Source organism: Paenarthrobacter sp., from assembly GCF_031180005.1.
GTDB lineage: Bacteria > Actinomycetota > Actinomycetes > Actinomycetales > Micrococcaceae > Arthrobacter.
The window spans coordinates 40,341-64,023 of record NZ_JAPSHI010000003.1; the positions used below are offsets into that span (position 1 = coordinate 40,341).

Here is a 23,683-nt window from a genome sequence, read left to right on the forward strand (position 1 = left end):
CGGCGGGGACTTTGGCGATGCTGGGACTCACTTGAGCGGCAGTAGTATGGACGGCCGCATGTCCGTCACAAAGCCCAACGGATTGACGTAGTCCTCGCCCCTCCTCACGCCCCAATGGAGGCAGGTGGCACTGCCGCAGTGACCGGGTTCCATCGTGCCGATGACCTGACCTTTGCGGACAGCGTCACCTGTTTTCAGTTCGCTGATCACGGGCTCGAAACTGCTCTTGAGGCCATCGCCTTGATCAATGGTCAGTACCGGGCGATCAACCACGACGCCGGCAAAGGTCACCACGCCATCAGACGGCGCGGTGACGGGTGCGCCGTCGTGAGTTGGTCCCAAGTCCACACCCCGATGCCCGCTGAGCCACGGTTTGTCCGGTGGGTCGAACGTTCGCAGGACGGAAGGCTCGGGGGAGAGTGGCCAACTCCACTGCCCCTGTGTCGACTGTGTCATCGTCGGATCCGGACTGGCCGGTGTAGCTGCGCTTGCGCTGCCGACAACGATGGCCGAGGCAGCAAACGTGGTCAATATGAGCTTGAAAACGGTCATGGAACCAGCCTTCCCGGACAGCCCCGGTGGCGCGACAGGTTGGCTTCCGTATGTGGATAACGGCTGGCTTCCCGCGGTCAAATCAGTGGGGTCGCTGTAGTACACTTGGTGGAGCAGTTTGCTGTGCCCTCAAGCTTGTTCAGGGACATGTCTCATTCAGATGTGTGAGGGTCCCAGGCTGACTACGCGTATCCAGCCCTCCACCAGCTAAGCCTCATGGCTTTATGCTGCGGAGGATTGCGCCTCTTGCGGTCCGGCCGAGCTCAGGCTCCGTGCCGGATGAGAAGTGCAATGGATGCCAGGAGCCACGCCCAACCGGGCAAAGGCTAAACAACCGTCAACTATTGGCAGGGTAAGAGCAGCCCCATGGGCTCTCTCATGAATGACCTGCCGGAAGGAGCGTCGGCATGCCCGTCGTAACTATGCGCCAGCTGCTTGACAGCGGCGTCCACTTTGGACACCAGACCCGTCGTTGGAACCCGAAGATGAAGCGCTTCATCTTCACGGAGCGCAACGGCATCTACATCATTGACCTCCAGCAGTCGCTGTCCTACATCGACCGCGCCTACGAGTTCGTCAAGGCTACTGTCGCCCACGGCGGCACCGTCCTGTTCGTTGGCACCAAGAAGCAGGCTCAGGAAGCAATTGCCGAGCAGGCTACCCGCGTTGGCCAGCCGTACGTCAACCAGCGTTGGTTGGGCGGTATGCTCACCAACTTCCAGACCGTCGCCAAGCGTATCCAGCGCATGAAGGAACTCGAAGAGATCAACTTCGACGACGTCGCCGGTTCGGCTTACACCAAGAAGGAGCTCCTGCTCCTCAAGCGTGAACTCACCAAGCTTGAGTCCAACCTCGGTGGTATCCGCAACCTGACCAAGGCTCCCTCGGTTCTCTGGGTTGTTGACACCAAGAAGGAACACCTTGCTGTTGACGAAGCCAAGAAGCTGAACATCCCTGTTGTAGCCATCCTGGACACCAACTGCGACCCCGACGAAGTTGACTTCCCGATCCCGGGTAACGACGACGCCATTCGCTCCGTCAACCTCCTCACCCGCGTTGTTGCCGACGCCGTAGCTGAGGGCCTCATCGCCCGCAACCAGCGCGCAACGGGCACCACCGAAGCTCCGGAAGAGCCGCTGGCTGAGTGGGAGCGCGAGCTCCTCGAAGGCAGCAAGGCTGAAGAAGCAGCAGCAGCTGAGGCTCCGGCCGCAGAAGCTCCCGCAGCAGAAGCTCCCGAAGCAACTGAAGCTGCAGCCGGCGAAGCCGAAGCAGCCAAGTAAATCTGGACCTTCCCTGATGCTGGATACAGCGTCGGGGGCAACTGACAGGATGGCGGCTCACACGGTGGGCTGCCGTCCTGTCAGTCCGTAAACACACAAATTTCTAGACAGAGGGGTTCACATGGCGAACTACACTGCTGCTGACATCAAGGCCCTGCGCGAGCGCACGGGCGCCGGCATGATGGACGTCAAGAAGGCTCTTGACGAAGCCAACGGTGACGCTGAGAAGGCCATCGAGATCATCCGCATCAAGGGCCTCAAGGGTGCTACCAAGCGCGAAGGCCGTTCCACTGCTGAAGGCCTGGTTGCCGCCAAGGTCAACGGCGGCGTCGGCGTAATGATCGAGGTCAACTGCGAGACTGACTTCGTCGCCAAGGCTGACAAGTTCATCCAGCTGGCCGACAAGGTCCTCAACGTTGCAGTCGAGTCCGGCGCAGCCGACCTCGAGACCCTGCTGGCCACCGAGGTCGACGGCAAGCCGTTGTCCGAGGTTGTTGTCGAAGAAGGCGCAGTCCTCGGCGAGAAGGTTGTTGTCCGCCGTATCTCCCGCGTTGAGGGCACCACGGTTGACGCTTACCTGCACAAGACGTCCAAGGACCTCCCGGCCCAGGTCGGCGTGCTGTTTGCAGTCGACGGTGAGGGCGAAGCCGCTGCCACCGCCGCACACGACATCGCTGTCCACGTTGCAGCCATGGCTCCGAACTACCTGACCCGCGAGGATGTCCCGGCCGAACTGGTCGAGTCCGAGCGCCGTATCGCAGAAGAGACCGCAAAGGCTGAAGGCAAGCCCGAAGCTGCTCTTTCCAAGATCGTTGAAGGCCGCGTGACGGGCTTCTACAAGGGTGAAGTTCTGGTTGACCAGGCATTCGCCAAGGACTCCAAGAAGACTGTTGCACAGGTCCTCGAAGAAGCCGGCGTCAAGGCAACCGCAGTAACCCGTTTCCGCGTCGGAAACTAGTAATTCATGAAAAGGGGTGGTCACTTCGGTGGCCGCCCCTTTTTCATGCACCCGTCCGGGTAGTACCTGCGCGGACCCACAGCACGATAATCTAGCCAGAGTCCACCAACGGGAAGGCACCATGGAAACCGTCAACACTGCTATCCAGCCCGAGAAGACCCGTCGACGTGTACTTCTGAAACTCTCCGGCGAGGTCATAGGCGGAGGCAAGCTCGGCGTCGATCCGGAGACGGTCCGCGCCATTGCCAAGCAAATCGCGGCAGCAGTCACCGAGGTAGAGGTGGCAATTGTTGTCGGCGGCGGTAACTTCTTCCGCGGCGCCGAACTGTCGCAAAGCGGTATGGACCGCTCCCGGGCCGACTACATGGGCATGCTGGGCACTGTGATGAACTGCCTGGCGCTGCAGGACTTCCTGGAGCAAGCCGGTGTGGAGACCAGGGTCCAGAGCGCCATCACCATGGGCCAGGTCGCGGAGGCCTACATTCCCCGCCGCGCCATCCGCCACATGGAAAAGGGCCGCGTGGTCATTTTCGGCGCAGGCGCCGGATTGCCCTACTTCTCCACAGACACCGTTGCGGCGCAGCGGGCCCTCGAAGTGCACGCAGACGTGGTCCTCATGGCCAAGAGCGGTGTGGACGGTGTTTACACCGCGGATCCCAAGAAGGACCCCACAGCCGAGAAATTGGATGTGCTCAGCTACGATGACGCCTTGCGCCGTGACATCCGGGTCATGGACCAGACCGCAATGACCATGTGCAAGGACAACAGCCTCTCCATGGTGGTCTTCGGCATGGAAGGTGAGGGCAACGTTACCCGCGCCATCCTTGGCGAAACGCTGGGAACCCTGGTTACTCCCTAGCAAGGGCTAGGATATTTCTAGGACCGTCCGCCCTTGGTGGCGGATCTTTACTGTGCATTGATTTACTGTGCATTGCCGCCTGAAGTTGGGCAGCAACTATTTCTGAGGAGAAACCCGTGATCGAAGAGACCTTGCTCGAAGCCGGCGAGAAGATGGATAAGGCGGTGGAGGTAGCCAAGGACGATTTCGCGTCGATCCGCACTGGCCGGGCGAACCCCGCCCTCTACAATAAGGTGATCGTCGAGTACTACGGCACGCCGACTCCGCTCCAGCAGCTGGCCTCATTCGGTGTGCCGGATGCCCGGACCATCCTGATCACCCCTTACGACAAGACAGCCTTGCGTGACATCGAGAAGGCACTGAGCGACTCTGAGGTTGGCGCCAACCCTTCCAACGACGGCAATGTCATCCGCGTGACCATCCCGGAGCTCACCAAGGAGCGCCGCAAGGAATACGTGAAGATCGTCAAGGGCAAGGGTGAGGACGCCAAGGTTTCCATCCGAAGCATCCGCCGTAAGGCCAAGGACTCCCTGGACAAGCTCGTCAAAGACGGCGAAGCCGGAGAGGACGAGGGCGCACGCGCTGAGAAGGAACTCGACGCCCTGACCAAGCAGCATGTGGACAGCATCGACGAACTGCTCAAGCGCAAGGAAGCCGAGCTGCTCGAGGTCTGATGAACCAGGCTGAGCCGGCGCCCGCCGAGCGGGTCCCGACACGCGATACCCCCAAGCGCGTCAGGCGCGTGCGGAAGAACCCCACACCCAAGGCCGGCCGGAATCTTCCGGCGGCCATCGGCGTCGGGCTTGCCATGCTTTTGGCCGTTTTGGGAGGATTGCTTTTCCTCCCGCTGGGATTTGTCCTGCTCACTACTGCTTTCGCGGTACTGGGTGTTTGGGAGGTTTTCAGGGCCCTTGAAGCGCAGGGTACCCGGATGCCGATCATCCCTGTGATGGTAGGCAGTCTGGTGATGCCGGTTTCGGCCTACTTTGGCGGACTTGAGGGTTTGCTTTTCACTATGACGGCGAGCTCCGTAGCCGTTTTGCTGTGGCGGTCCATCGAGAGCGCTGCCGGGGCGCCCCGCAGTGTGTTTGCCGGCGTTTTCACACTGGCTTGGGTTCCGTTCCTCATCAGCTTCGCAGCTTTGCCACTCCACGCCACCGGTGGTGCCACCCCCTTCGGCTTCTGGCCGAACGGAATCCCCGACGGCGCGTGGCAGATAGCCACTTTGTTGCTGTTGGTGGTCTCGAATGACACATTCGGCTACATCGTTGGTGCCACCTTTGGTAAGCACCCCATGGCCCCCAAGATCAGCCCCAAGAAGTCCTGGGAGGGCTTTGCGGGCTCCGTGGGTGGGGCCATGGTCATTGGGGTCCTCGCCTGTATCTTCCTGCTCGACAAGCCCTGGTGGGTGGGCCTGGTGCTGGCCGTTGGGATGGTGGCCGCATCAACCGCAGGGGACCTCGCAGAGTCCATGGTCAAACGCGAACTTGGCGTTAAGGACATGAGCAGCATCCTGCCCGGCCATGGTGGCGTGATGGACCGCCTGGACTCCATCGTGTTCGCAGCCCCTGTAGCCTATGTTCTGTTCGCGCTGCTGAGCGGCGTCTGACAACCAATGAAGGAAAATTAGTGGCCTTGGATATTCGACGCCAGATTCCCGCAACGTTCGATCGCGTGGAGCGCAGCAAGTACGGCTATAACGCCAAGCAAGTGGATGAGTTCCTCCAGCGAGCCAGGACGTCGTTTGAGAACCCTGTGGGTACGGCCGACCAGGTGGCCAGCGTAGATGTAAGGGCTGTGGCTTTTGACCCGGTCAAGGGTGGTTACGACGCCAACAGCGTAGATGCTGCGCTGGACCGGCTGGAGGACGCGTTTGCGCGTCGGGAAAGGGACGAGCTCATCAGCCAGCAGGGCGAAGAGGCTTGGTTGCGTGAGATCGGCAAGCTCTCCGGCATACTGCGCGGCAGGCTGCACCGGCCCGACGGCGAGCGCTTCCGGCGCCCCTCGGGGAAAAGGACCCGCAGCTACAACGTCCAGGATGTCGACGCCTTGTGCGCCGAGCTTATTGGGTACCTCGAGCACGACCAGGCTTTGAGCGTCGACACTGTGCGGCGTGCTGTTTTCCGCGCGGCCAAGGGCGCGGATGGCTACGAAGAGGCACAGGTAGATGCCTTTCTCGCGCGTGTTGTAGAGCTTATGGCGGCCATCGACTAAGGATCGGGCACCGACCAGGACCAAGAAATCAAGCCTGCGGGGGAGTGGGCGAGATTGGCGGATTGTTCTTGTAGGCCTGGTCATAGGCCCGCTTACCCACGAGCATTGAAGCGGCGAAGAACGCCAGTGCCACGAATACGGCGACCGAAACGAATGCGGCCATGGGAAGCCCCAACGCCAAGAGCACGGATCCGGACCATAATGCCAACAGTGCCGAGTTTGCCGTGATCATGAACATCATGCTGCTGCCTGCCAGCTGGCTGAGGGATGTCCGGGGACCAAGGAAGTAGTAGGTCCGGTCTGACCCCGCCACGTCGTCGTGGTAGCCGGCCATCAGGTAGCGGGCTATGCCAGGATCCATGTCCACATATGCCGCGCGAAGCCTGTTCATGGCGATGACATACATTAGATCCTCCATGCCCACGTTCAGCACCCGGACCTGTGTGAGTAGGCCCACCACGACATCGATACTGAAAATGGTCAGCGCGAACGCACGGAACGCATCAGAAAATTGGGTGGCGTTACCGACGAGTGCCACACTGAGCAGGCTTGCCGAAGTGAACGTCAGGAACATGCTGATGCGGGTAAGGACTTCGCTTTGGGTGGTACTCCTTGAAGCAAGCAGGCTCCAGTGTTCCGTGGCCAGCAATTGCGCCCGGACGCTGGGAGACAGCTCCGTTGTGGGCGCCGGCGGTTCCGGGCTCGCGGCACCCGCTTCATCGGACATGGCGCCATTGTCCACCCCGTGGGGCCCGCGGACAACGGCTTGCTGCCGCTATCTCTCCGTAACTACCGGCCGCTCCGGCACATGCAGGCGTGACATCACCCGATTCACTGAGGCCGGCACACGGTTCTTCGTCATGACTGACACTGTCACGGTCACCGCGAACGCGGCCGGGACGCTCCACGCTGCAGGCTGGGCCAACCATGCGGGTGCGTTGCCCGGGCCCATGAGGGTGCCTACCACCATGGCTCCGCCACAAAGAAACGCACCGATCAGCATCCCTGCGATAGCGCCCGCATCCGTCAGCCCACGCCACCAGATCCCCAGTAACAGCACCGGGCAGATGGTGGACGCCGTGAAGGCAAAAACCAAGCCAACGCTTCCAGCCAGTGCAAGTGTGTCAGTCATCAAGGCAAAACCCAAAGGCACGACGGCGGCGAGCAACGCCGCGAGGCGGAAGCCCTTTACGCTTCCTCCAAAGAGGTCCTGGCTGATGACACCGGAAAGGGAAACCACCAGCCCGGACGTCGTGGACAGGAAGGCAGCGAAGGCGCCGGCCACCACCAGGGCGGACAGCATGTCACCGGCTACGCCGCCCACAAACCTCCCGGGCAGCAACAAGACCAGGGCATCGGCCTGGCCGGATTGCGCGAGGTCGGGTGCGAACATCCTCCCCAAGGCACCCGATAGTGTGGGAAACACATAGAAGACCGAGAGCAGCCCCAATACGATCAGCGTTGTCCGGCGGGCCGATTGACCGTCCGGGTTGGTATAGAACCTCACAAGGACGTGCGGTAGGCCCAGGGTTCCAAAAAGCAACGCCACCAGGAGCGATATGTGTTGGTAAGCCCCGGCAGCACTTTGGCCGGTGGGGTTGAGCGGCAGGGGCGCCTGTGGCTGTGTGCCGTTGCCTGCCAGCACCAGAAGAACGAACGCCACAGGCACAGCCAAAGCGGTCAATTTCAGCCAGTACTGAAAGGCCTGAACAAAGGTAATGGAGCGCATTCCACCTGCCACCACCGTGAGGCACACAACCAGTACCACCGCCGTCGAACCTACCCACGACGGCAGTCCCGTGGTGATCCGGATGGTGAGCGCGGCGCCATGGAGTTGGGGGACGATGTACAGCCAACCTACGGCCACTACCACCAGGCTCGTCACCCGGCGGACCAGCCTGGAGTCAAGCCGGGCTTCGGTGAAATCGGGAATGGTGTAGGCGCCGGAGCGGCGCAGGGGAGCGGCCACGAAGAGCAGCAGCATCAGGTAACCGGCGGTGTACCCCACGGGAAACCAAAGTGCGTCGGTTCCCGAAAGCAGGATCAGCCCCGCGACGCCCAGGAAGCTGGCGGCGGACAAGTACTCGCCACCGATTGCGGATGCGTTCCACCACGGCGGGACAGTCCGGGAGGCGACGTAGAAGTCGCCGGTGGTGCGTGAGATGCGCAAGCCGTAGAAGCCAATAACCGCCGTCGCGATGGAAACGGCCAGAAAAGCGGACAGACCAACGGCAGGGTTCACTTATCCTCCACAAGGTCCTGGTAACGCGCCTCATTGCGGGCCGCGGCACGATTGTAGAGCCAAGCGCTCAGTCCAATGACGGGGTAGATGCCCGCGCCCAGAACCAGCCAATCCAAGGGAATGCCGAAGATGCGGGTCTCCGCCACCCCTGGTCCATAGACAAGGAATACTGCGATCACGGCAAGAATGACCAGGAACCCGCAAGCCACCACCAAGGCTAACCGCAGTTGCGAGCGTATGAGCGAGCGGATGAAAATCCGGCCGGCATCGGAGTCCTCGGCAAGTTCTTTTGGGTACGGCAAATTTCCCGAGGGTCCCGGTGCCGCCGTGGCTGATTGGCGGGGCGCGGTGACGCGGACGCGTGTCATCCTTGCGGCCGGATGCGGGTTGACTGCAGCTTGTCCCTTACCGATGGCAAGTGCCTGCGGCTGATGGGCAGCTCGGCGCCGGCCACTGCCACGCTCGGTCCCGTTGCCGAAAGCTTGAGGTGTTGCACGTGGTTCAACGCGATGAGATACGAACGATGAATCCGGATAAAGCCTGCATCCGCCCATTTCTGTTCAAGATCGCTGAGGGGGACACGGATCAGATAGCTGGCCTCCGCTGTGTGTAGCCGTGCATAGTCGCCCTGGGCCTGCACGTAAGTGACGTCGTCGCGGCGGATCATGCGGGTTGTGCTGCCCAGGTCCACAGTGATCATCTCCGGCGCGGGGGTTCCGTCCTTGATGAGCTCACTGATGCGGTCCACTGAACGGGAAAGCCGTTCAGCGCGCAAGGGTTTCAGCAGGTAGTCGATTGCTGCGAGGTCGAAGGCTTCAAGCGCGCAGTCTTCGTCTGCGGTGACAAACACGACGGCGGGCGGACTGCTGCTGCGGGATATGGCACGTGCGATGTCCAAACCGGAGAGGGCCGGCATATGGATATCGAGGAAAACGGCGTCCACTGACTCCGTTTCCAGTGTCCGTAGCGCCTCTGCGCCGGACGATGCCCGGTGGATGGCGCCAATCCGCTCATCCCGGCCCAACAGGAAGGCGAGCTCCTCCACTGCGGGTAGTTCGTCATCAGCGACGAGCACGTTGATCATGATTAAAGACTAACCGCCGCCTCAGGCATCGTGTCCGGGCTGCGATTTCGGCACCCGCATCGTGATCATGGTTCCTTCTCCCGGGGCCGTGTCGATGACAAGTCCGTGCTCGTCGCCGTAGACCTGTCGCAGGCGGGCGTCTACATTGCGAAGCCCCACGTGGACCCCGTCAGTGTGCCCGGCGAGCACGGACCGCAGGTGCTCCGGGTCCATGCCCACGCCGTCGTCCTCGATGGTCACCTCGGCGAACGCTCCGGAATCATTCGCGCAAATGGTGATGTGTCCGGGTCCTTCCTTGGCCTCCAAGCCGTGCCGGACGGCGTTTTCCACCAGCGGTTGGAGGCTGAGGAACGGGATGACCGTGCTGAGGACCTCCGGAGCGATCCGCAGGCTTACTTGGACCCGCTCGCCGAACCTGGCCCGCTCCAGCAAGAGGTAGCGATCAATGCAGCGGAGTTCCTCCGCCACTGTTGTGAAGTCGCCGTGGCGTCGGAACGAGTACCGGGTGAAATCGGCGAATTCCACCACGAGCTCCCTGGCACGGGCCGGATCGGTGTTGATGAACGAGGCAATGGCATTCAAGGAGTTGTAGATGAAGTGTGGGCTGATCTGGGCTCGCAGCGCCCGGACCTCGGCCTCCATCAGGAGGGTGCGCGATGATTCCAGTTCCGCCAGCTCCAGCTGCGCCGCAATCCAGTCGGCTACCTCGCTTGTGGCCCGCACCAAACCGGCGCCGGCCGCGGGAGCAAGTGCGGCAACTGAGCCAACCACCCTGGTTCCAGCCCGGATCGGTGCGATAACAGCACTGAAGTCGTGGTTGCCGTGATCCGGCTTAGCAGCTGAGGGGTAACCGACAGCCACCACCACCGTCCGGCCAGTGGTTAACACTTCCTCCGCGAGCCGCATCAGCGATGGCCGGAGTTCCTCGGCTGCACCATCCCACGCGAGCACGGCGTCCGTGTCCGTGATGGCCAACGCATCGCAGCCCAGCAGGGCCCGTAATTGCTTGCTGGCCTTGGCTGCGCCAGCGGGGTGGAGACCACCGCGAAGGTGCTGCCCTGCCCTGGAGGCTGCGTGGAGTGTGTTGTAGGTGGCACGTTCGGCGTCCGTGCCAAGGTCGCGGAATGAGCGGATCACTTTGAGGCCAACGCCCACGACGACGGCGACTGCCAGCATGATCACGGCGATCGCGGCTGCGGTGAAAAGCGGTGAATCGGGCATAAGGCCAGCGTAGCCCGACGCACTGGCGCGGTCCGCCCGCGTGTCCTGATGCTCCCTTACGGTCGCCGTTTAGCGCAACGTCGCAACCGTTGGGCGACGGCAGTGGACGATTCTCTGGAACAGTTACCGCAGAGCGTTCGATAGTGATTGCAGTCACATTGGCAATGCGTGTGGAGCTGATGTGGACACATCACAATCAGGAGGAACCATGGGTAATGAGGCCCAACCCCAGGACGCAACGGCGTCCGTGGACTTCCAGGAAGTCCAACAGACGGAACGGTTCAAGACACTGCGCAAGCGGCACCGCAGCTTTGTCTTTCCAATGGCAGTGGTATTCCTGCTCTGGTATTTCGCATACGTTCTCTTGGCCGACTACGCAGTCGGCTTCATGTCCATCAAGGTTTGGGGCAACATCAACGTCGGCTTGATTCTCGGCCTGCTGCAATTCGTCACCACCTTCGGCATCACGGCTTGGTACGTGAGCTACTCCAACAGGAAACTGGACCCCATCGCTGCTGAAATCCGCAACGAGATTGAGGGCCACGAATTCGATAAGGACGGCAATGTGATCAGCGGGGCAGCCAAATGAACACCATGGTCCCGGCAGCAGTCAACGTCGAAGCTCTGAAAGACACCACCCTGCTAAACATGGGCATCTTCGCCCTCTTCGTAGCGGTCACCATGGTGATCGTCTTCCGGGCCAGCCGGAACAATAAGACGGCGGCTGACTACTACGCAGCCGGTCGATCCTTCACCGGCTCCCAAAACGGCACGGCCATCGCCGGCGACTATCTTTCGGCGGCATCATTCCTCGGTATCACCGGTGCTATCGCCATCAACGGCTACGACGGATTCCTGTACTCCATCGGCTTCCTTGTCGCTTGGCTTGTCGCCCTGCTCCTGGTGGCTGAACTGCTCCGCAACACCGGCAAGTTCACCATGGCAGACGTTCTGTCCTTCCGCCTGCGCCAGCGTCCGGTACGTATCGCGGCGGCACTGTCCACATTGGCTGTTTGTTTTTTCTACCTCCTCGCCCAGATGGCCGGTGCAGGCAGCCTGATTTCGCTCCTGCTGGGAATCAGCGACTGGGGTGGCCAAGCCTTGGTGATCATCGTCGTCGGTGCCTTGATGATCATGTACGTATTGATCGGCGGTATGAAAGGCACCACCTGGGTACAGATCATCAAAGCCATCCTGCTGATTGCCGGTGCCGGCGTCATGACGGCCATGGTGCTTGCGATCTATGGCTTCAACCTGTCCAGCCTGTTGGGCTCTGCAGCCGAGGCCGCCAACAACCCGGCCATCCTGAACCCGGGCCTGCAGTATGGCAAGACCGAAACGTCCAAGCTTGACTTCATGTCCTTGGGCCTTGCGCTGGTCCTTGGAACCGCGGCGCTCCCGCACGTCCTGATGCGCTTCTACACCGTCCCCACGGCTAAGGAAGCCCGGAAGTCCGTGGTGTGGGCGATCTGGCTGATCGGTCTTTTCTACCTCTTCACCTTGGTATTGGGCTACGGAGCAGCAGCCCTGGTGGGTGCAGAAACCATCAAATCCGCACCTGGGGGCGTCAACTCCGCCGCACCGCTGCTGGCCTTCCACCTTGGTGGGCCGCTGCTCCTGGGCTTCATTTCGGCGGTCGCCTTCGCCACCATCCTGGCGGTGGTGGCCGGCCTGACCATCACGGCGGCAGCATCTTTCGCCCATGACATCTACGCCAATGTCATTGCCAAGGACAAAGCCGACGCAACTACCGAAGTGAAGGTGGCCCGTCGCACGGTACTCGTGATCGGAGTCCTGGCCATCTTGGGTGGCATCTTTGCCAACGGCCAGAACGTGGCCTTCCTGGTGGCTTTGGCCTTCGCGGTTGCAGCCTCAGCGAACCTGCCCACCATCGTCTACTCCCTGTTCTGGAGGAAATTCACCACCCAGGGTGCGGTCTGGAGCATGTATGGCGGCTTGGCTGCGGCCATCTTGCTGATCACGTTCTCGCCAGTGGTTTCGGGTGCCACGACCTCCATGATCCCGGGAGCGAACTTCGCGCTCTTCCCGCTGAGCAACCCGGGCATCGTTTCCATCCCTTTGGCCTTCTTCCTCGGCTGGCTCGGTACAGTCCTGGACAAGCGGCGCGAAGATCCGGCCAAGCAGGCGGAAATGGAAGTGCGCTCGCTAACCGGTGTCGTTGCTGAGAAGGCAGTAGACCACTAGACCCCGCCAACACAAAGCCAACACAGTAGAAGGCTCCTCCTGCGAATAGCCGCAGGAGGAGCCTTCTACTGTGCGGATCTGTTACTTCTTCAGGCTCAGCCACTCCTTCAATTGCTCCAACGGCCACGTGGTGACAATTCGTTCTTTCGGCACGCCGAGGGCTTCGGCCCGCTCCGCCCCGTACTGCAGGAAATCGAGCTGCCCGGGAGCGTGGGCGTCGCTGTCGATGCTGAACAGGCAGCCGGCGTCAAGGGCCATCCTGATGAGGTTGTCCGGTGGATCCTGCCGCTCTGGCCGTGAGTTGATTTCAACCGCCACGCCCCATTCGGCGCACTCTTTGAAAACCTTGGCGGCATCGAACTCAGACTCAGGCCTGGTACCCCGCGAGCCTTGGACAAGGCGGCCCGTGCAATGTCCCAGGACGTTGGTATGTGGATCACTGATGCCGCCCAGCATTCGTGTGGTCATGGTCTTCTTGTCTGACCGAAGCTTGGAGTGGACGCTAGCCACCACAACATCCAGGCGGTCCAGCATGTCCGGGGTCTGGTCCAGGGTTCCGTCCTCAAGGATGTCCACCTCGATGCCTTTGAGCAATCGGACGCCGTCCTGTGAGGCATTGATGTCTTCCACCACGCCCAGTTGTTTCTCAAGCCGTTCGACGCTGAGGCCATTGGCGATAGTGAGGTTGGGGGAGTGGTCCGTCAGGGCAAGATACTCCCGGCCGAGAGTGCGGGCTGCGGCAACCATGGTTTCGATGGGTGAGCCACCGTCGGACCAGTTGCTGTGGCTGTGAAGGTCGCCACGCAAGGCGGCCCGCAGGGTGTCACCACCGGAGGCAAGTGATTCTGTTCCGCGTTCACGCAGATCGGCCAAATAGTCCGGGATGAGGTCCTCCAAGGCCTGCGTTATCACTTCCGCGCTTCGGCTTCCGACGCCTTTTAGGCTGGTCAGCCGCCCGCTGCTGACCAGTCTTGCCAACTCTTCCGGCGGAAGCTTCCGGACGGCGTCGGCTGCCTTGCGGAAGGCTTGGACCTTGAAAGTGGGTGCTTGGCTTCGTTCCAGCCAGAAGGAAATTTCGTCGAGCGCCTCGATGGGATCCATGGCTCCATGATCCACGAACCAGGCGCACCATCAACAGTGGGCATTGTTAATGGTGCGCCGGTCCAGCCGCCGCCTAGTGGTGGCGACCCGGGTCCAGGGCTGGATTGAAGCCCTGGCCGTTCTTTCCGTCCGGTGACTGGCCGTGTTCGCCATGGGGGACGGCGTGCTGTCCGGCCATTGAGGCTGCCAGGCCGGGTGTTGCCACAGTTGCAACAACGACGGCGGCTCCGAACGCGGCTGCCAGAAGCCGCCCGGTCCTTGGCTGGCCGTGGGTGCCGCCGTCGTTGGTCTTGTACTGCCGCCTCAACCAGCCCGCTCCGGCAAGTGCCATGAGCGTCAGGCCGAGGGCGGCAAGGTGGCTCACGTCCAGTAAGCGCTGGGTGGAGATGCCAGCCGCCATGACTGCGACGTGGGCCGCGGCGGCCGCTGCCAAGGCTGGAACGGCGTAGCGGGTGACAACGAGTGAGTTGCGATGCAGGCCCCACAAAGACCACCCCAGGAAAGCCAGTCCACCCAGAAGGGTAGCCAAACCTGAAACCACCAAGCCGCTTGTCATGGTGGTGGCTCCGACCAGATACCCGGCGGCCAAGGAAAGCTCAACCATCCCGGCCGCCATGGCAGCGAAGTACACGAATAGCAGGGTGGCTGCTTTCAGCGTGGGATGGCTGCTGCTTTCCATGGCTCGTGCCGTCCTTTCACTCTCTGTGGCGTAGTTGGTGATCAGGCGCGGGCGGAAGCTACTGCGGCCTTGTCCTGCGACAGTGCGACGCCCAAAAGGACCACTGCGCTGGCAAGGTGCAGGACGTTGTCTGCTCCGTTGAGGGCGATGATGTTCAGCGAGGAGCCCACCAGGAAGAGCCCCAGGATACCTACCAGAAGGTAGACGCCTCCTACGGCCGTGTTAACGGACTTGGACAGCGCCACGCTGTTCATGCCGGCATACAGAAGGGCGGCGCCAATGGCCAAGTGGATGATGTTGTGAAGCGGGTTGACTGCAAAGATGATCAAGGTGGCGCCCTCGGTGGCGAAGAAGCCTATTCCCGAGGTGACAAAGAATCCGAGCACGCCTACCAAGAGGTAAACGGCTCCGAAGATGGTGGCGATCAAGCGATTGGGCGAAGTACGCATTGGTCCGAACCTTCCGGTGATGGCCGGATATCCCGGCCGTCCTGCTGAGCCCCGGGTGGGGCTCTCAGGAAGTGATTCGGACCATTAGCGCAGGTGGATGGGTGGTGGGCAGGATTTTTTTTGCTTCCGCTTAGGGGCGCAGGCGGATACTGCTCATCTTGAGGTCGTTGGTGCCCTCGAAGATGTATTGGAGATCGATGGTCTTGCCGTCACATTGGAGCTTGCCGGCAAGGTCTGCCTTGTTGTTTCCGTTCTCCGAGTTCACGCTCACGGAGTTGTAGTTTGGTTTGCATGAGCTGTCCAGCTCCAAGCTGGCAATGCCATCCACGAACGATTGTTTGTCCAACTCGTCCTTCAATGGCTGGCTGAGGTAGTTGTCGTAGGCCTGCTCCGTTTGGCCTGACACCACCAGATTAGTGAATTCATCTGCCAAGGATCTCGCCTTGGACGTCGCGTTGCCCACCACGTTGACGAGCACCAATATGCCCACCACGGCCAACACGATAACTCCCGCCACAATGCTCAGGACGATCCACAGCAATTTCCGGCTCTTCTTCGGTGGCTGCTGGCCGTATTGGCCGGGTGGGTATTGGCCGGGCGGGTATTGGCCCTGAGGTGCGTACTGCGGGTTGCCTTGCGGAGAAGCGGACGACGGCGGCTGCTGCCACTGCGGTGAACCGCCACTCTGCGGGGGGTACTCGGGTCCAGGCGGAACCGGCGGCGGGTTGTACCCGGGTTGGTGATCTGGCTTATTGGGTTCTTGCGGATTGCTCACGGTAGTGCCCCTTTCGGCAGCCTTCGGCAGCGCCACCACCTGGCCGGGAACCTCTGGACGGTCCCCGATGCGTCCTCTTGCATCAAATCGCAAGTCCGCTTCCCCGGGCAAGGGTTCGCCGGGAATAACTGCAGGTAGAAAGGGAAAATCATGTATCCGTGCGACGCCCCAGCAATGGCTGCACCCGGTAGGGGATCATCTCCCGCATGGCCAGTGCCGTATCGGTCCGGTCCACACCTTCGCAGCCGAGGATCTTCCCGTTGATGCGGTAAAGGTCCTCCGCGTCCAGGGCTACAACCCGCAGCAACAGGTCCGCGGAGCCCGTTAGGCCGAAGCCTTCCAGGATCTCCGGAATGTCGGCCAGGTCTTGGGCAAGTGAGGCCAGTTTCTGCTGCTGTACATGGACGGTGATGAATGCCGTCAGCGGATAACCGAGGGCCACTGGATTGATCCTCCGCTCGAAGGAGAGGAACGCGTGCTTCTTCTCGAGCTGGGCCATGCGGGCCTGCACTGTGTTGCGGGACAATCCCAGCTTTTGCGCCAGCGCCACCACCGTCCCGCGGGGGTCCTTGGCCATGGCGGAAAGGAGTCGGGTGTCAGTGCCATCCAAGGGTTGCATAATGCGCAAGATTAGCACGGAGCTGAACGCCAAAACAGGGCAGAATGCTCAACTTCAACAAGAGTAGTTGTACCTGATGCGTGTTGTGAGTAGGGTCACAATTAACTCCGGCGAAGGTGCCGGAGGGCCGGTCTGCGACAGGATCACAAGTCCCGCCAGCGCCGACGAAAACGAGCCGGAAGGTTGCGATCACCTGTGTTAACGGATCAGGCGGGCAAGGGAGTGCACCATGACACTCCACGCCCAGGACATAGTGCACAAAATCCCTTGAGGACTGGCGGCGATCTGCTCCAGTTGGTGTCGCCGGACGGCGAGCGCATCAGCCACCCCGAATTTGATATCTGGGTCAAGGACATCGGCGATGAGCAACTGTGCTCCTTGTATGAGGACATGACCGTTATTCGCCGCATTGATGCGGAGGCTACGGCATTGCAGCGGCAGGGGGAGCTGGCATTGTGGCCGCCGCTGCTGGGGCAGGAAGCGGCCCAGATCGGCTCCAGCCGCTCGCTGAGGGACGATGACTTCGTCTTCCCGAGCTACCGGGAAAGCGGCGTGGCCTATGTCCGTGGCGCCCACCTCTCCGAGATTGCCCGCGTCTGGCGAGGAAACGCCTCTTATGGCTGGGATCCCCTGCGCATCAATCTGGCGACACCTCAGATCATTATTGGTTCCCAGAGCCTGCACGCAACCGGCTACGCCATGGGTGTCCAGTTGGATGGCGCCAACACTGCGGTCCTTGCCTACTTTGGCGATGGTGCCACGAGTGAAGGCGACGTGAACGAGGCCATGGTGTTCGCCGCGAGTTACCAGGCTCCCGTGGTGTTCTTTTGCCAGAACAACCATTGGGCAATATCCGAGCCCGTTCGTGTGCAGTCCCACGTTCAGCTGGCTGACAGGCCCACCGGCTTCGGTATCCCGAGCATGCGGGTTGATGGCAACGATGTCCTGGCTGTCATGGCTGCGACTCGGGTCGCCTTGGACAGGGCGCGCAAGGGCGGCGGACCTACCTTCATTGAGGCCGTCACCTACCGCATGGGTCCGCACACCACCGCTGATGACCCCACCCGGTACCGTGACCCCATCGAACTGGAGGATTGGGCCGCCAAGGATCCGATCCTGAGGCTGCGCAAACTGCTGGAGGCCAAGGGACTGCTGACCGAGGACGTTGAAACCCGCGTGAAGGCCAAGGCCGATGCGGTGGCCGCGGAACTTCGGTCCAGTTGCATCGATATGCCGGACCCGCAGCCGTTGGATGTTTTCAACCACGTCTACAGCACACCCAATTCCTGGATTGAACGCCAGAAGGACCACTACTCGCGCTACCTGAACAGTTTCAACCAGCCAGTCGAGGAAGGTGCACTCTGATGTCCAAGCTCACTTTTGCCCGAGCCATCAATGCCGGCCTCCGGAAGTCCCTCGAGAACGACCCCAAAGTAGTCCTCATGGGAGAAGACATCGGTTCGCTCGGCGGCGTTTTCCGCGTCACGGATGGGCTGCAGAAAGATTTCGGGAAGCACAGGGTGATCGATTCGCCGCTGGCCGAGTCCGGCATTATCGGCACCGCAGTTGGCTTGGCCTACCGTGGCTACCGGCCGGTGTGCGAGATCCAGTTCGATGGCTTCATCTACCCGGCGTTCGACCAGATCGTCAGCCAGGTAGCCAAGATGCATTACCGGACCCAAGGGCGGGTAAAGATGCCCATCACCATCCGTGTTCCGTTCGGTGGTGGCATTGGATCGCCGGAGCACCATTCCGAATCACCCGAGGCGTATTTCACACACACCTCCGGCCTCCGGGTGGTAGCTGTCTCAAATCCGCAGGATGCCTACACGATGATTCAGCAGGCCATCGCGTCCGATGACCCCGTCCTCTACTTCGAGCCCAAACGGCGTTACCACGACAAGGGCGACGTGGATGAGACCCTTGACCTTTCCACTGCACTTCCTTTGGACAAGGCTGCCGTGGTCACGAAAGGGTCTGACGTGACGCTGGTTGCCTACGGTCCCCTCGTTAAAACCGCCAAGGACGCTGCCATGGCCGCGGCCGATGAGGGCATTTCCGTGGAAGTCATAGATCTCCGCTCCCTGGCCCCTGTGGACTACCCCGTCGTCGAAACTTCTGTTCGCAAGACCGGTCGGCTGGTTATCACCCACGAGGCCGGCCAATCCGGTGGCCTCGGCGCCGAGATCGCCGCAAGCATCACCGAACGCTGCTTCCATTATTTGGAGTCCGCTCCGGTCCGGATTACCGGTTTCGATGTTCCCTACCCTTACTCGAAGCTCGAAATGCACCACTTGCCGGACCTGGACCGAATTCTCGACGGCGTGGACCGCGCCCTGGGCCGCCGCAATTCGCTGAGTGGACTGGAAGGATGACCGCCACCATGATCAAGGAATTCAGGCTGCCGGACCTTGGCGAGGGCCTGACCGAATCGGAAATCCTGAGCTGGAAAGTGGCGGTGGGGGATACCGTTACGCTGAACCAGGTCATCGCCGAGGTTGAAACCGCCAAGGCCGTTGTCGAGTTGCCCTCGCCGTTCGCAGGAGTGGTGGCGGAACTTCATGAGCAGCCCGGCACCGTGGTGGAGGTTGGCAAGCCGATCGTTTCGTTCGAGGTTGACGACGCCGGCTCCTCCAACGGGGGCAGCGCACCTGTTGCTGGTAAAGGGTCTGCTGGGACGGGGTCCGCTGATGGCGTATCCGCTGGTGACGATTCCTCTGGTGACCGGGCCGTCGTCGAGACATCGCCCAAGGGTGCCGCCGCCGCTGCCGCCGATGGGGTGGGGAGCCCCGCGAAACGTGAGCCGAACCTGGTGGGGTACGGCGCCGTCGTCGAACATTCCGGTCGCCCAACGCGGCGTGCCCGCGGTCAGGCCCAGGAAATGAAGTCTCCAATCCCGGAGGCGCCGGCAGGCGCCGAGCCAGTGGCGTCACGTCAAGTAGAGCCTGAAACCTCCGAGCGACCGCGCTCCACCCCGCCGGTCCGGAAGCTCGCCCGTGACCTGGGGGTAGACCTGGAGCTCGTTCCCGGAACCGGACCGGGCGGGCTCATCACCCGCGAGGACGTTCAGAACTTCTCCGGTACACCGGAACCTCCAGCTGAGGCTCCAGGTTCTGCTGCACAGGGTGAGCGGGAAACCCGAACGCCCATTAAGGGCGTTCGCAAGTTCACAGCCGCAGCCATGGTGCAGAGCGCGTTCACTGCCCCGCATGTGACGGAGTTCCTCACGGTGGACGTCACGGCAACCATGGAATTGCTGGCCAGGCTCAAGGGCAATAAGGCATTCGAAGGCTACAAGCTGACGCCCCTGACCATTGCGGCCAAGGCGGTTCTGGTGGCGTTGCGGAACAACCCATCGTTGAACTCGCGGTGGGATGAGGCCAACCAGGAAATTGTCCAGTTCAATTACGTGAACCTGGGCATCGCAGCCGCAACACCCCGGGGCCTGACGGTCCCGAACATCAAGGACGCGAACCGGCTGACGCTGCGTGAGCTCTCCACGGCGCTAACTGAACTGACTGATACGGCGCGGACAGGAAAGACGTCGCCGTCGGACTTGTCTGGCGGCACCATCTCCATCACCAACATCGGCGTGTTCGGCATCGACGCCGGAACTCCCATCCTGAACCCGGGCGAGGCCGCCATTGTGGCCCTCGGCGCTGTGAGGAAGGCGCCGTGGGTTGTTAACGACGAACTCGCCGTTCGGCAGGTCATGTCGCTCAGCCTGTCCTTCGACCACCGCTTGGTGGATGGGGAACAGGGGTCACGATTCCTTGCGGACCTCGGCTCACTCCTGGCCGACCCTGCCATGGTCATGACCATGATCTGACGCGTCCGAAGCTGCGCCCGGCCCATCCCTTTACGAGTGCTTGCAGGAGACTGCAGCTAAGGGGTGGGCCGTCGCGCGCGTCGGCCGGTGGGCGGTGTCAGTCTTCGGTTGGCGTGGTGCGGTTGGAGTGGACGTTGCGCCAGCTATGCTCCGGCTCAAAGCCCAACAACCTGCGGGCTTTGTCAATGGACAGCATGGTTTCGTGCTCGCCAAGTTCCTTGAGGACCTCGACGCCGGGGAAGACTTCGGCAGCCAATTCGGCGCTGCTTCGGCTCATCACGGTATCGGCGGCGGCAATGATGAAGGTCTCAAAGCCCTGTTCTCCATGTTCCAAGGCCCTTACCACCGCAAGGGCGCCATCCCGGGCGTCGATGTAGCCCCAGAGGTTCCATTTCCGGAGGTTTGCGTCGGAGTTGAAGGACGGGAACGCGTCGTAGTCCTCGGGGTCCATGACATTTGAGAAGCGCAGCGCCGTGATGCTCAACTCCGGATCCCATCGCGTCAGTTGGATGGCCATCTGCTCTTCCAGATGCTTAACCAGCGAGTAGGTGCTTTCCGGCCGGGCCGCGTACTCCTCATCCACGGGAATGTAGGGAGGCTCGATGTCGAAGGGGAGTCCCAGCACGGTCTCGCTGGAGGCATAGACCACCTTCTTGATGCCCGCTCTCCGCGCCGCCTGGAACACGTTGTAGGTGGAGACCATGTTGTTCTCAAAGATTGCAGCATCCGGGGCCAGCCCCGGTGCTGGAATGGCTGCCAAGTGAACTATCGCGTCCAGGCCGTCGTGTTGGTCATCCAGGCCCAGGATGACATCGAGGACCTGGCCGTAATTTCGAAGGTCAACGTTGACGTAACCCCGGCCGCGCGTGCCTGCGCGGTCCATGTTGAGCACCTCGTGGCCGTCCTGCGTAAGACGTCGGACCACGCTCCTGCCCAGTTTTCCGCTTCCGCCGGTGACTGCAATCCTCATGGGGCGCTCCTCGATAGTGGCTGGTACCCAGGCATGTGGCTTTCCAGATTCGACATGGGTTCGGGTTTCAGCCTAGGCGGCGCGGCGGCAGAAAACAGCCACTCAAGCTGGCCCTGGGAGTCCTAGGTACGTCGGAACGACCCACTGCTGGCTTGTGCGCAGGGCAGTCAGCAGTTTGCAAAATATATAGACCGGTCTATTATTTGGTTATGGCAATAAAAGGGAACCTGACAAAAGCACGGCTCACGGAGTCCATGCTCCAGCTCATCCAAACAAGTGGCTACAGCGGCACGGGGCTGAATTCCGTGATCGAACACGCGGCAGCACCGAAGGGGTCGGTTTACTTCCACTTCCCCGATGGGAAGGAGGGGCTTGGCGTCGCAGCGGTTGAGCTCGCCGCGAAACAGTTCGAAGCACTCATTGCAGAGGCCGCAGTTTCCGCGGGGAGCGCGGCTGAGGCTGCCCGCGCCGCGATTGAGGCCTTGACCGCCATCGTCAGCGAGAGCAACTTCCGGCTGGGTTGCCCCGTCTCCGTCGTCACCCTGGAGATGGGCGCGGAAAGCGAGCGGCTGAGGCAGGCGTGTGCAGCTGCCTTCGAGTCGTGGATCACCCCGACATCCGCGCTCCTCGAAGCCAGTGGTCTTGACGCCGAGGAGGCCAAATCCCTGGCAACCGTTGTTGTATCAACGATCGAGGGGGCGGTGATCGTCTCTCGCGCCATGCAAAGCACCCAACCCCTGCTGTCGGCCGCTGATGTCGTGGCAGAGCTCATTAACCAGCGCTGCAAGACCGTTGGCGGGACGCGATGACACCACATGAAGACTCCCGTCATGCCCTGGTCTTCGGGGCTTCGGGAATGGTCGGCCGGCACCTCGTCCTGTCCCTTGCTGAAGCTGGCGCTAACGTCACGGCGGCAGTTCGTACCCCAGAGTCCGGAGCGCGGGTCGAGGGATGGGCCAGGGAGCATGGTTTGGTGGGGAGCATCAGCACGACGATCGTCGACTTCGATGCTCCAGAGATCGTCGAGGGCGGCCCCTCGGCATTCCCGTTCATCACCGAGATCCATAACTGCGCCGGGTTGTATCGGTTCGGAATGACCGCGCAGGAGGCACGCAGTGCGAACGTCGGCATCGTCGAGAAGCTCATTGACTTTGCCGGAGAACTCCCCAATCTGCAGCGTGTCGTCCACGTCTCGGGCTACCGCGTCGGCGGGCAGGACCCCGCGACCGTTCCATGGTCAGAGGACCATCGCGCCGCGGTCTACGAGGAACTTGGAGCCTATGAAGCCTCAAAGGTGGAATCCGACGCCATCTTTCAAGCCCGGGCGCTGGAGCGGGGAGTCCCTTGGACCATCGTCAATCCGGCCAGTGTGATCGGGGACAGCGTGACCGGTGAGTCCGATCAACTCATCGGGCTGGCCACCACCATTGGGCAGATCTGGGACGGCACCATGGCCGCACTGCCTGGAAACCAAGAAACGTTCCTCCCGGTCGTCACGGTCGACTATCTGGCGGCCTTCATGACTGCAGCGGCGGTCGATCCGGTTGCTGACGGCAAGGCCTATTGGATTCTCGACGACGCCACCCCGCCGCTTGCAGATCTGCTCACGCACGTTGGCCGTCATCTCGGTGTCAAGGTCCCGCGGTTAAGAATGCCGATCGGTGTCATCAAGCGGCTCCCGCAGCGGATCACCAAGGCAGATCCTGAGACGCTGACGTTCATGTCAGCTGACCGGTATCCGACAGATTCAGCCATCGAGTTCGCCGCCAGGCACAGGATTCCGATGCCGGATGTGCTGGTGTCGCTGGAGCGGTGGGCCGACCACCTGGCTGCGCATCGGTTTGGCGCAGTCACGGCTGACGGTCGTCGATTCGCAGGCGTTGGCGGTCTAAGGACATTTGAGCTCGGCGTAGCCAGGTCCAGCAGGGTGGTCTTTCCCGGCTTACCGCTCAACGCAGATACGTGGGCCGAAGTGGCGTCGGGTATCGGCGCCCGGGTTGTAGACCTGCCCGGACTCGGCCTGAGTGGTGGAACAGGCGTTCAGGACTGGGAAAAGTGGCTGCCTGCTGTGTTGGGTGGGGAACCTGCTGACCTCATTGGCCACTCGATCGGTGCGGCTGCGGCGGTAGTCGCGGCTGACCGGCTCCCCGGGCAGGTCAAGTCCCTCACGCTGATAGCACCGTTCTTTCTCCAGGTCCCGATGGGTGGCCCGGCCGGAAAGCGGCCGCTCGTGTCCGCCTACTTGCGACACGTCAACCCGGCGCGGCTGTCACACCAACTGACCGGGTCAGGAGGGAGCGCGGCTGCTCTGGAGTCCAGTCTCAGTGACCTCAAGCGAAGCAGCGCCAAGAGGGTATCCGAGCACCTGGCCCTTGCGGGATCGAAGCCGTGGCGTACCGAGCTTCGGGAAGCGCTGTGGCGATTCACCGGCACGGTCCGCATCGTCACGGGAGGTGATGACCCCCTGGCCCCGGGTGTGGTTGAGCAGCTCAAGTCACTTCCGAATGTTCAGCTGATCTCGGTGCCGGGCGCCGGGCACCATCCGCAGCTGACGCATGGTGATGATCTCGTCGCGCTCATCAAGGGATCGCTCGAGTGAACAGGGCGCCCCGCACCGTGTGAGAATCCGCCAACGAGGCGTGGCGA

At 61.7% G+C, this 23,683-nt stretch carries 25 protein-coding genes; 13 read left to right on the plus strand and 12 right to left on the minus strand.

Translation table 11 applies throughout. From position 1 onward, the window contains the following. Nucleotides 1-27 precede the first annotated feature (27 nt). Complete coding sequence (locus tag RIF72_RS03735) at nucleotides 28-552, minus strand: M23 family metallopeptidase (protein WP_309073522.1); 525 nt, start codon at nucleotides 550-552, stop codon at nucleotides 28-30. A gap of 407 nt (nucleotides 553-959) precedes the next feature. Between RIF72_RS03735 and rpsB the strand changes: the two genes are divergently transcribed. The 6 genes from rpsB to RIF72_RS03765 all read left to right on the plus strand — a co-directional run bounded on the left by rpsB (nucleotide 960) and on the right by RIF72_RS03765 (nucleotide 5,863). After that, nucleotides 960-1,832 (plus strand): 30S ribosomal protein S2, encoded by an 873-nt coding sequence (gene rpsB, locus RIF72_RS03740; protein WP_207596960.1) that lies wholly within the window; start codon nucleotides 960-962, stop codon nucleotides 1,830-1,832. A gap of 121 nt (nucleotides 1,833-1,953) precedes the next feature. Then, on the plus strand, nucleotides 1,954-2,790 hold the full coding sequence (gene tsf, locus RIF72_RS03745; protein ID WP_011774217.1) for a translation elongation factor Ts: 837 nt from the start codon (nucleotides 1,954-1,956) through the stop codon (nucleotides 2,788-2,790). A gap of 121 nt (nucleotides 2,791-2,911) precedes the next feature. Next, nucleotides 2,912-3,649 carry a UMP kinase gene (pyrH, locus tag RIF72_RS03750; RefSeq protein ID WP_014921238.1) on the plus strand — a complete coding sequence of 246 codons (738 nt, stop codon included), beginning with the start codon at nucleotides 2,912-2,914 and terminating at the stop codon, nucleotides 3,647-3,649. A 116-nt stretch (nucleotides 3,650-3,765) separates the two neighbouring features. Beyond that, nucleotides 3,766-4,323 carry a ribosome recycling factor gene (gene frr, locus RIF72_RS03755; RefSeq protein WP_011774219.1) on the plus strand — a complete coding sequence of 186 codons (558 nt, stop codon included), beginning with the start codon at nucleotides 3,766-3,768 and terminating at the stop codon, nucleotides 4,321-4,323. Continuing rightward, nucleotides 4,323-5,258, plus strand: coding sequence for a phosphatidate cytidylyltransferase (locus RIF72_RS03760; protein WP_309073523.1), 936 nt, complete (start codon nucleotides 4,323-4,325; stop codon nucleotides 5,256-5,258). The genes frr and RIF72_RS03760 overlap by 1 nt, the downstream gene beginning before the upstream one ends. Before the next feature lie 20 nt (nucleotides 5,259-5,278). Beyond that, nucleotides 5,279-5,863: a DivIVA domain-containing protein gene (locus RIF72_RS03765; protein ID WP_179019056.1), complete on the plus strand. Its 585-nt coding sequence runs from the start codon at nucleotides 5,279-5,281 to the stop codon at nucleotides 5,861-5,863. A gap of 28 nt (nucleotides 5,864-5,891) precedes the next feature. On the opposite strand, the gene RIF72_RS03770 is transcribed toward RIF72_RS03765, so the two are convergent. The 5 genes from RIF72_RS03770 to RIF72_RS03790 are packed head-to-tail and all read right to left on the minus strand — an operon-like array spanning nucleotide 5,892 to nucleotide 10,410. Then, nucleotides 5,892-6,590: a hypothetical protein gene (locus tag RIF72_RS03770; RefSeq protein ID WP_309073524.1), complete on the minus strand. Its 699-nt coding sequence runs from the start codon at nucleotides 6,588-6,590 to the stop codon at nucleotides 5,892-5,894. 48 nt (nucleotides 6,591-6,638) lie between these two features. Further along, nucleotides 6,639-8,105, minus strand: a complete 1,467-nt coding sequence (locus RIF72_RS03775; RefSeq protein WP_309073525.1) for a cation acetate symporter — start codon at nucleotides 8,103-8,105, stop codon at nucleotides 6,639-6,641. Beyond that, nucleotides 8,102-8,473, minus strand: coding sequence for a hypothetical protein (locus tag RIF72_RS03780; RefSeq protein ID WP_309073526.1), 372 nt, complete (start codon nucleotides 8,471-8,473; stop codon nucleotides 8,102-8,104). Before RIF72_RS03780 ends, RIF72_RS03775 begins: the two co-directional genes overlap by 4 nt. Beyond that, nucleotides 8,470-9,189: a LytTR family DNA-binding domain-containing protein gene (locus RIF72_RS03785; RefSeq protein ID WP_091466370.1), complete on the minus strand. Its 720-nt coding sequence runs from the start codon at nucleotides 9,187-9,189 to the stop codon at nucleotides 8,470-8,472. Before RIF72_RS03785 ends, RIF72_RS03780 begins: the two co-directional genes overlap by 4 nt. A gap of 21 nt (nucleotides 9,190-9,210) precedes the next feature. After that, nucleotides 9,211-10,410, minus strand: coding sequence for a histidine kinase (locus tag RIF72_RS03790; RefSeq protein WP_309073527.1), 1,200 nt, complete (start codon nucleotides 10,408-10,410; stop codon nucleotides 9,211-9,213). 208 nt (nucleotides 10,411-10,618) lie between these two features. Between RIF72_RS03790 and RIF72_RS03795 the strand changes: the two genes are divergently transcribed. Further along, a complete protein-coding gene (locus tag RIF72_RS03795) occupies nucleotides 10,619-10,999 on the plus strand; it encodes a DUF485 domain-containing protein (protein ID WP_017199418.1) in 381 nt (126 codons plus the stop codon). After that, nucleotides 10,996-12,615, plus strand: coding sequence for a cation acetate symporter (locus RIF72_RS03800; RefSeq protein ID WP_309073528.1), 1,620 nt, complete (start codon nucleotides 10,996-10,998; stop codon nucleotides 12,613-12,615). Before RIF72_RS03795 ends, RIF72_RS03800 begins: the two co-directional genes overlap by 4 nt. An 81-nt stretch (nucleotides 12,616-12,696) precedes the next feature. On the opposite strand, the gene RIF72_RS03805 is transcribed toward RIF72_RS03800, so the two are convergent. From RIF72_RS03805 to RIF72_RS03825, 5 genes are all read right to left on the minus strand, one after another. Continuing rightward, nucleotides 12,697-13,716, minus strand: coding sequence for a PHP domain-containing protein (locus RIF72_RS03805; RefSeq protein WP_309073529.1), 1,020 nt, complete (start codon nucleotides 13,714-13,716; stop codon nucleotides 12,697-12,699). Between the two features lie 73 nt (nucleotides 13,717-13,789). After that, nucleotides 13,790-14,395: a hypothetical protein gene (locus tag RIF72_RS03810; RefSeq protein WP_309073530.1), complete on the minus strand. Its 606-nt coding sequence runs from the start codon at nucleotides 14,393-14,395 to the stop codon at nucleotides 13,790-13,792. A 41-nt stretch (nucleotides 14,396-14,436) separates the two neighbouring features. Beyond that, on the minus strand, nucleotides 14,437-14,844 hold the full coding sequence (locus RIF72_RS03815) for a DUF4383 domain-containing protein (protein ID WP_309073531.1): 408 nt from the start codon (nucleotides 14,842-14,844) through the stop codon (nucleotides 14,437-14,439). Between the two features lie 130 nt (nucleotides 14,845-14,974). Beyond that, complete coding sequence (locus RIF72_RS03820; protein WP_309073532.1) at nucleotides 14,975-15,619, minus strand: hypothetical protein; 645 nt, start codon at nucleotides 15,617-15,619, stop codon at nucleotides 14,975-14,977. Between the two features lie 148 nt (nucleotides 15,620-15,767). Continuing rightward, a complete protein-coding gene (locus RIF72_RS03825; RefSeq protein WP_309073645.1) occupies nucleotides 15,768-16,238 on the minus strand; it encodes an Lrp/AsnC family transcriptional regulator in 471 nt (156 codons plus the stop codon). A gap of 195 nt (nucleotides 16,239-16,433) precedes the next feature. On the opposite strand from RIF72_RS03825, the gene pdhA reads away from it, so the two are divergent. Genes pdhA through RIF72_RS03840 form a run of 3 tightly spaced genes read left to right on the plus strand, consistent with a single transcriptional unit; the run spans nucleotide 16,434 to nucleotide 20,067 of the window. After that, nucleotides 16,434-17,603, plus strand: coding sequence for a pyruvate dehydrogenase (acetyl-transferring) E1 component subunit alpha (pdhA, locus tag RIF72_RS03830; RefSeq protein ID WP_375164192.1), 1,170 nt, complete (start codon nucleotides 16,434-16,436; stop codon nucleotides 17,601-17,603). After that, on the plus strand, nucleotides 17,603-18,613 hold the full coding sequence (locus RIF72_RS03835; RefSeq protein ID WP_309073534.1) for an alpha-ketoacid dehydrogenase subunit beta: 1,011 nt from the start codon (nucleotides 17,603-17,605) through the stop codon (nucleotides 18,611-18,613). The genes pdhA and RIF72_RS03835 overlap by 1 nt, the downstream gene beginning before the upstream one ends. Then, entirely contained in the window at nucleotides 18,610-20,067 is a 1,458-nt protein-coding gene (locus tag RIF72_RS03840; RefSeq protein WP_309073535.1) for a dihydrolipoamide acetyltransferase family protein, read from the plus strand. Before RIF72_RS03835 ends, RIF72_RS03840 begins: the two co-directional genes overlap by 4 nt. Nucleotides 20,068-20,164: 97 nt before the next feature. Here the strand turns inward: RIF72_RS03840 and RIF72_RS03845 are convergent, their stop codons facing one another. Continuing rightward, entirely contained in the window at nucleotides 20,165-21,037 is an 873-nt protein-coding gene (locus tag RIF72_RS03845) for an NAD(P)-dependent oxidoreductase (RefSeq protein WP_309073536.1), read from the minus strand. A 209-nt stretch (nucleotides 21,038-21,246) separates the two neighbouring features. Here RIF72_RS03845 and RIF72_RS03850 point away from each other — a divergent pair, with 209 nt between their 5' ends. Next, on the plus strand, nucleotides 21,247-21,846 hold the full coding sequence (locus RIF72_RS03850) for a TetR/AcrR family transcriptional regulator (protein WP_309073537.1): 600 nt from the start codon (nucleotides 21,247-21,249) through the stop codon (nucleotides 21,844-21,846). Then, on the plus strand, nucleotides 21,843-23,636 hold the full coding sequence (locus tag RIF72_RS03855) for an alpha/beta fold hydrolase (protein ID WP_309073538.1): 1,794 nt from the start codon (nucleotides 21,843-21,845) through the stop codon (nucleotides 23,634-23,636). The genes RIF72_RS03850 and RIF72_RS03855 overlap by 4 nt, the downstream gene beginning before the upstream one ends. The last annotated feature ends 47 nt before the right edge of the window (nucleotides 23,637-23,683 follow it).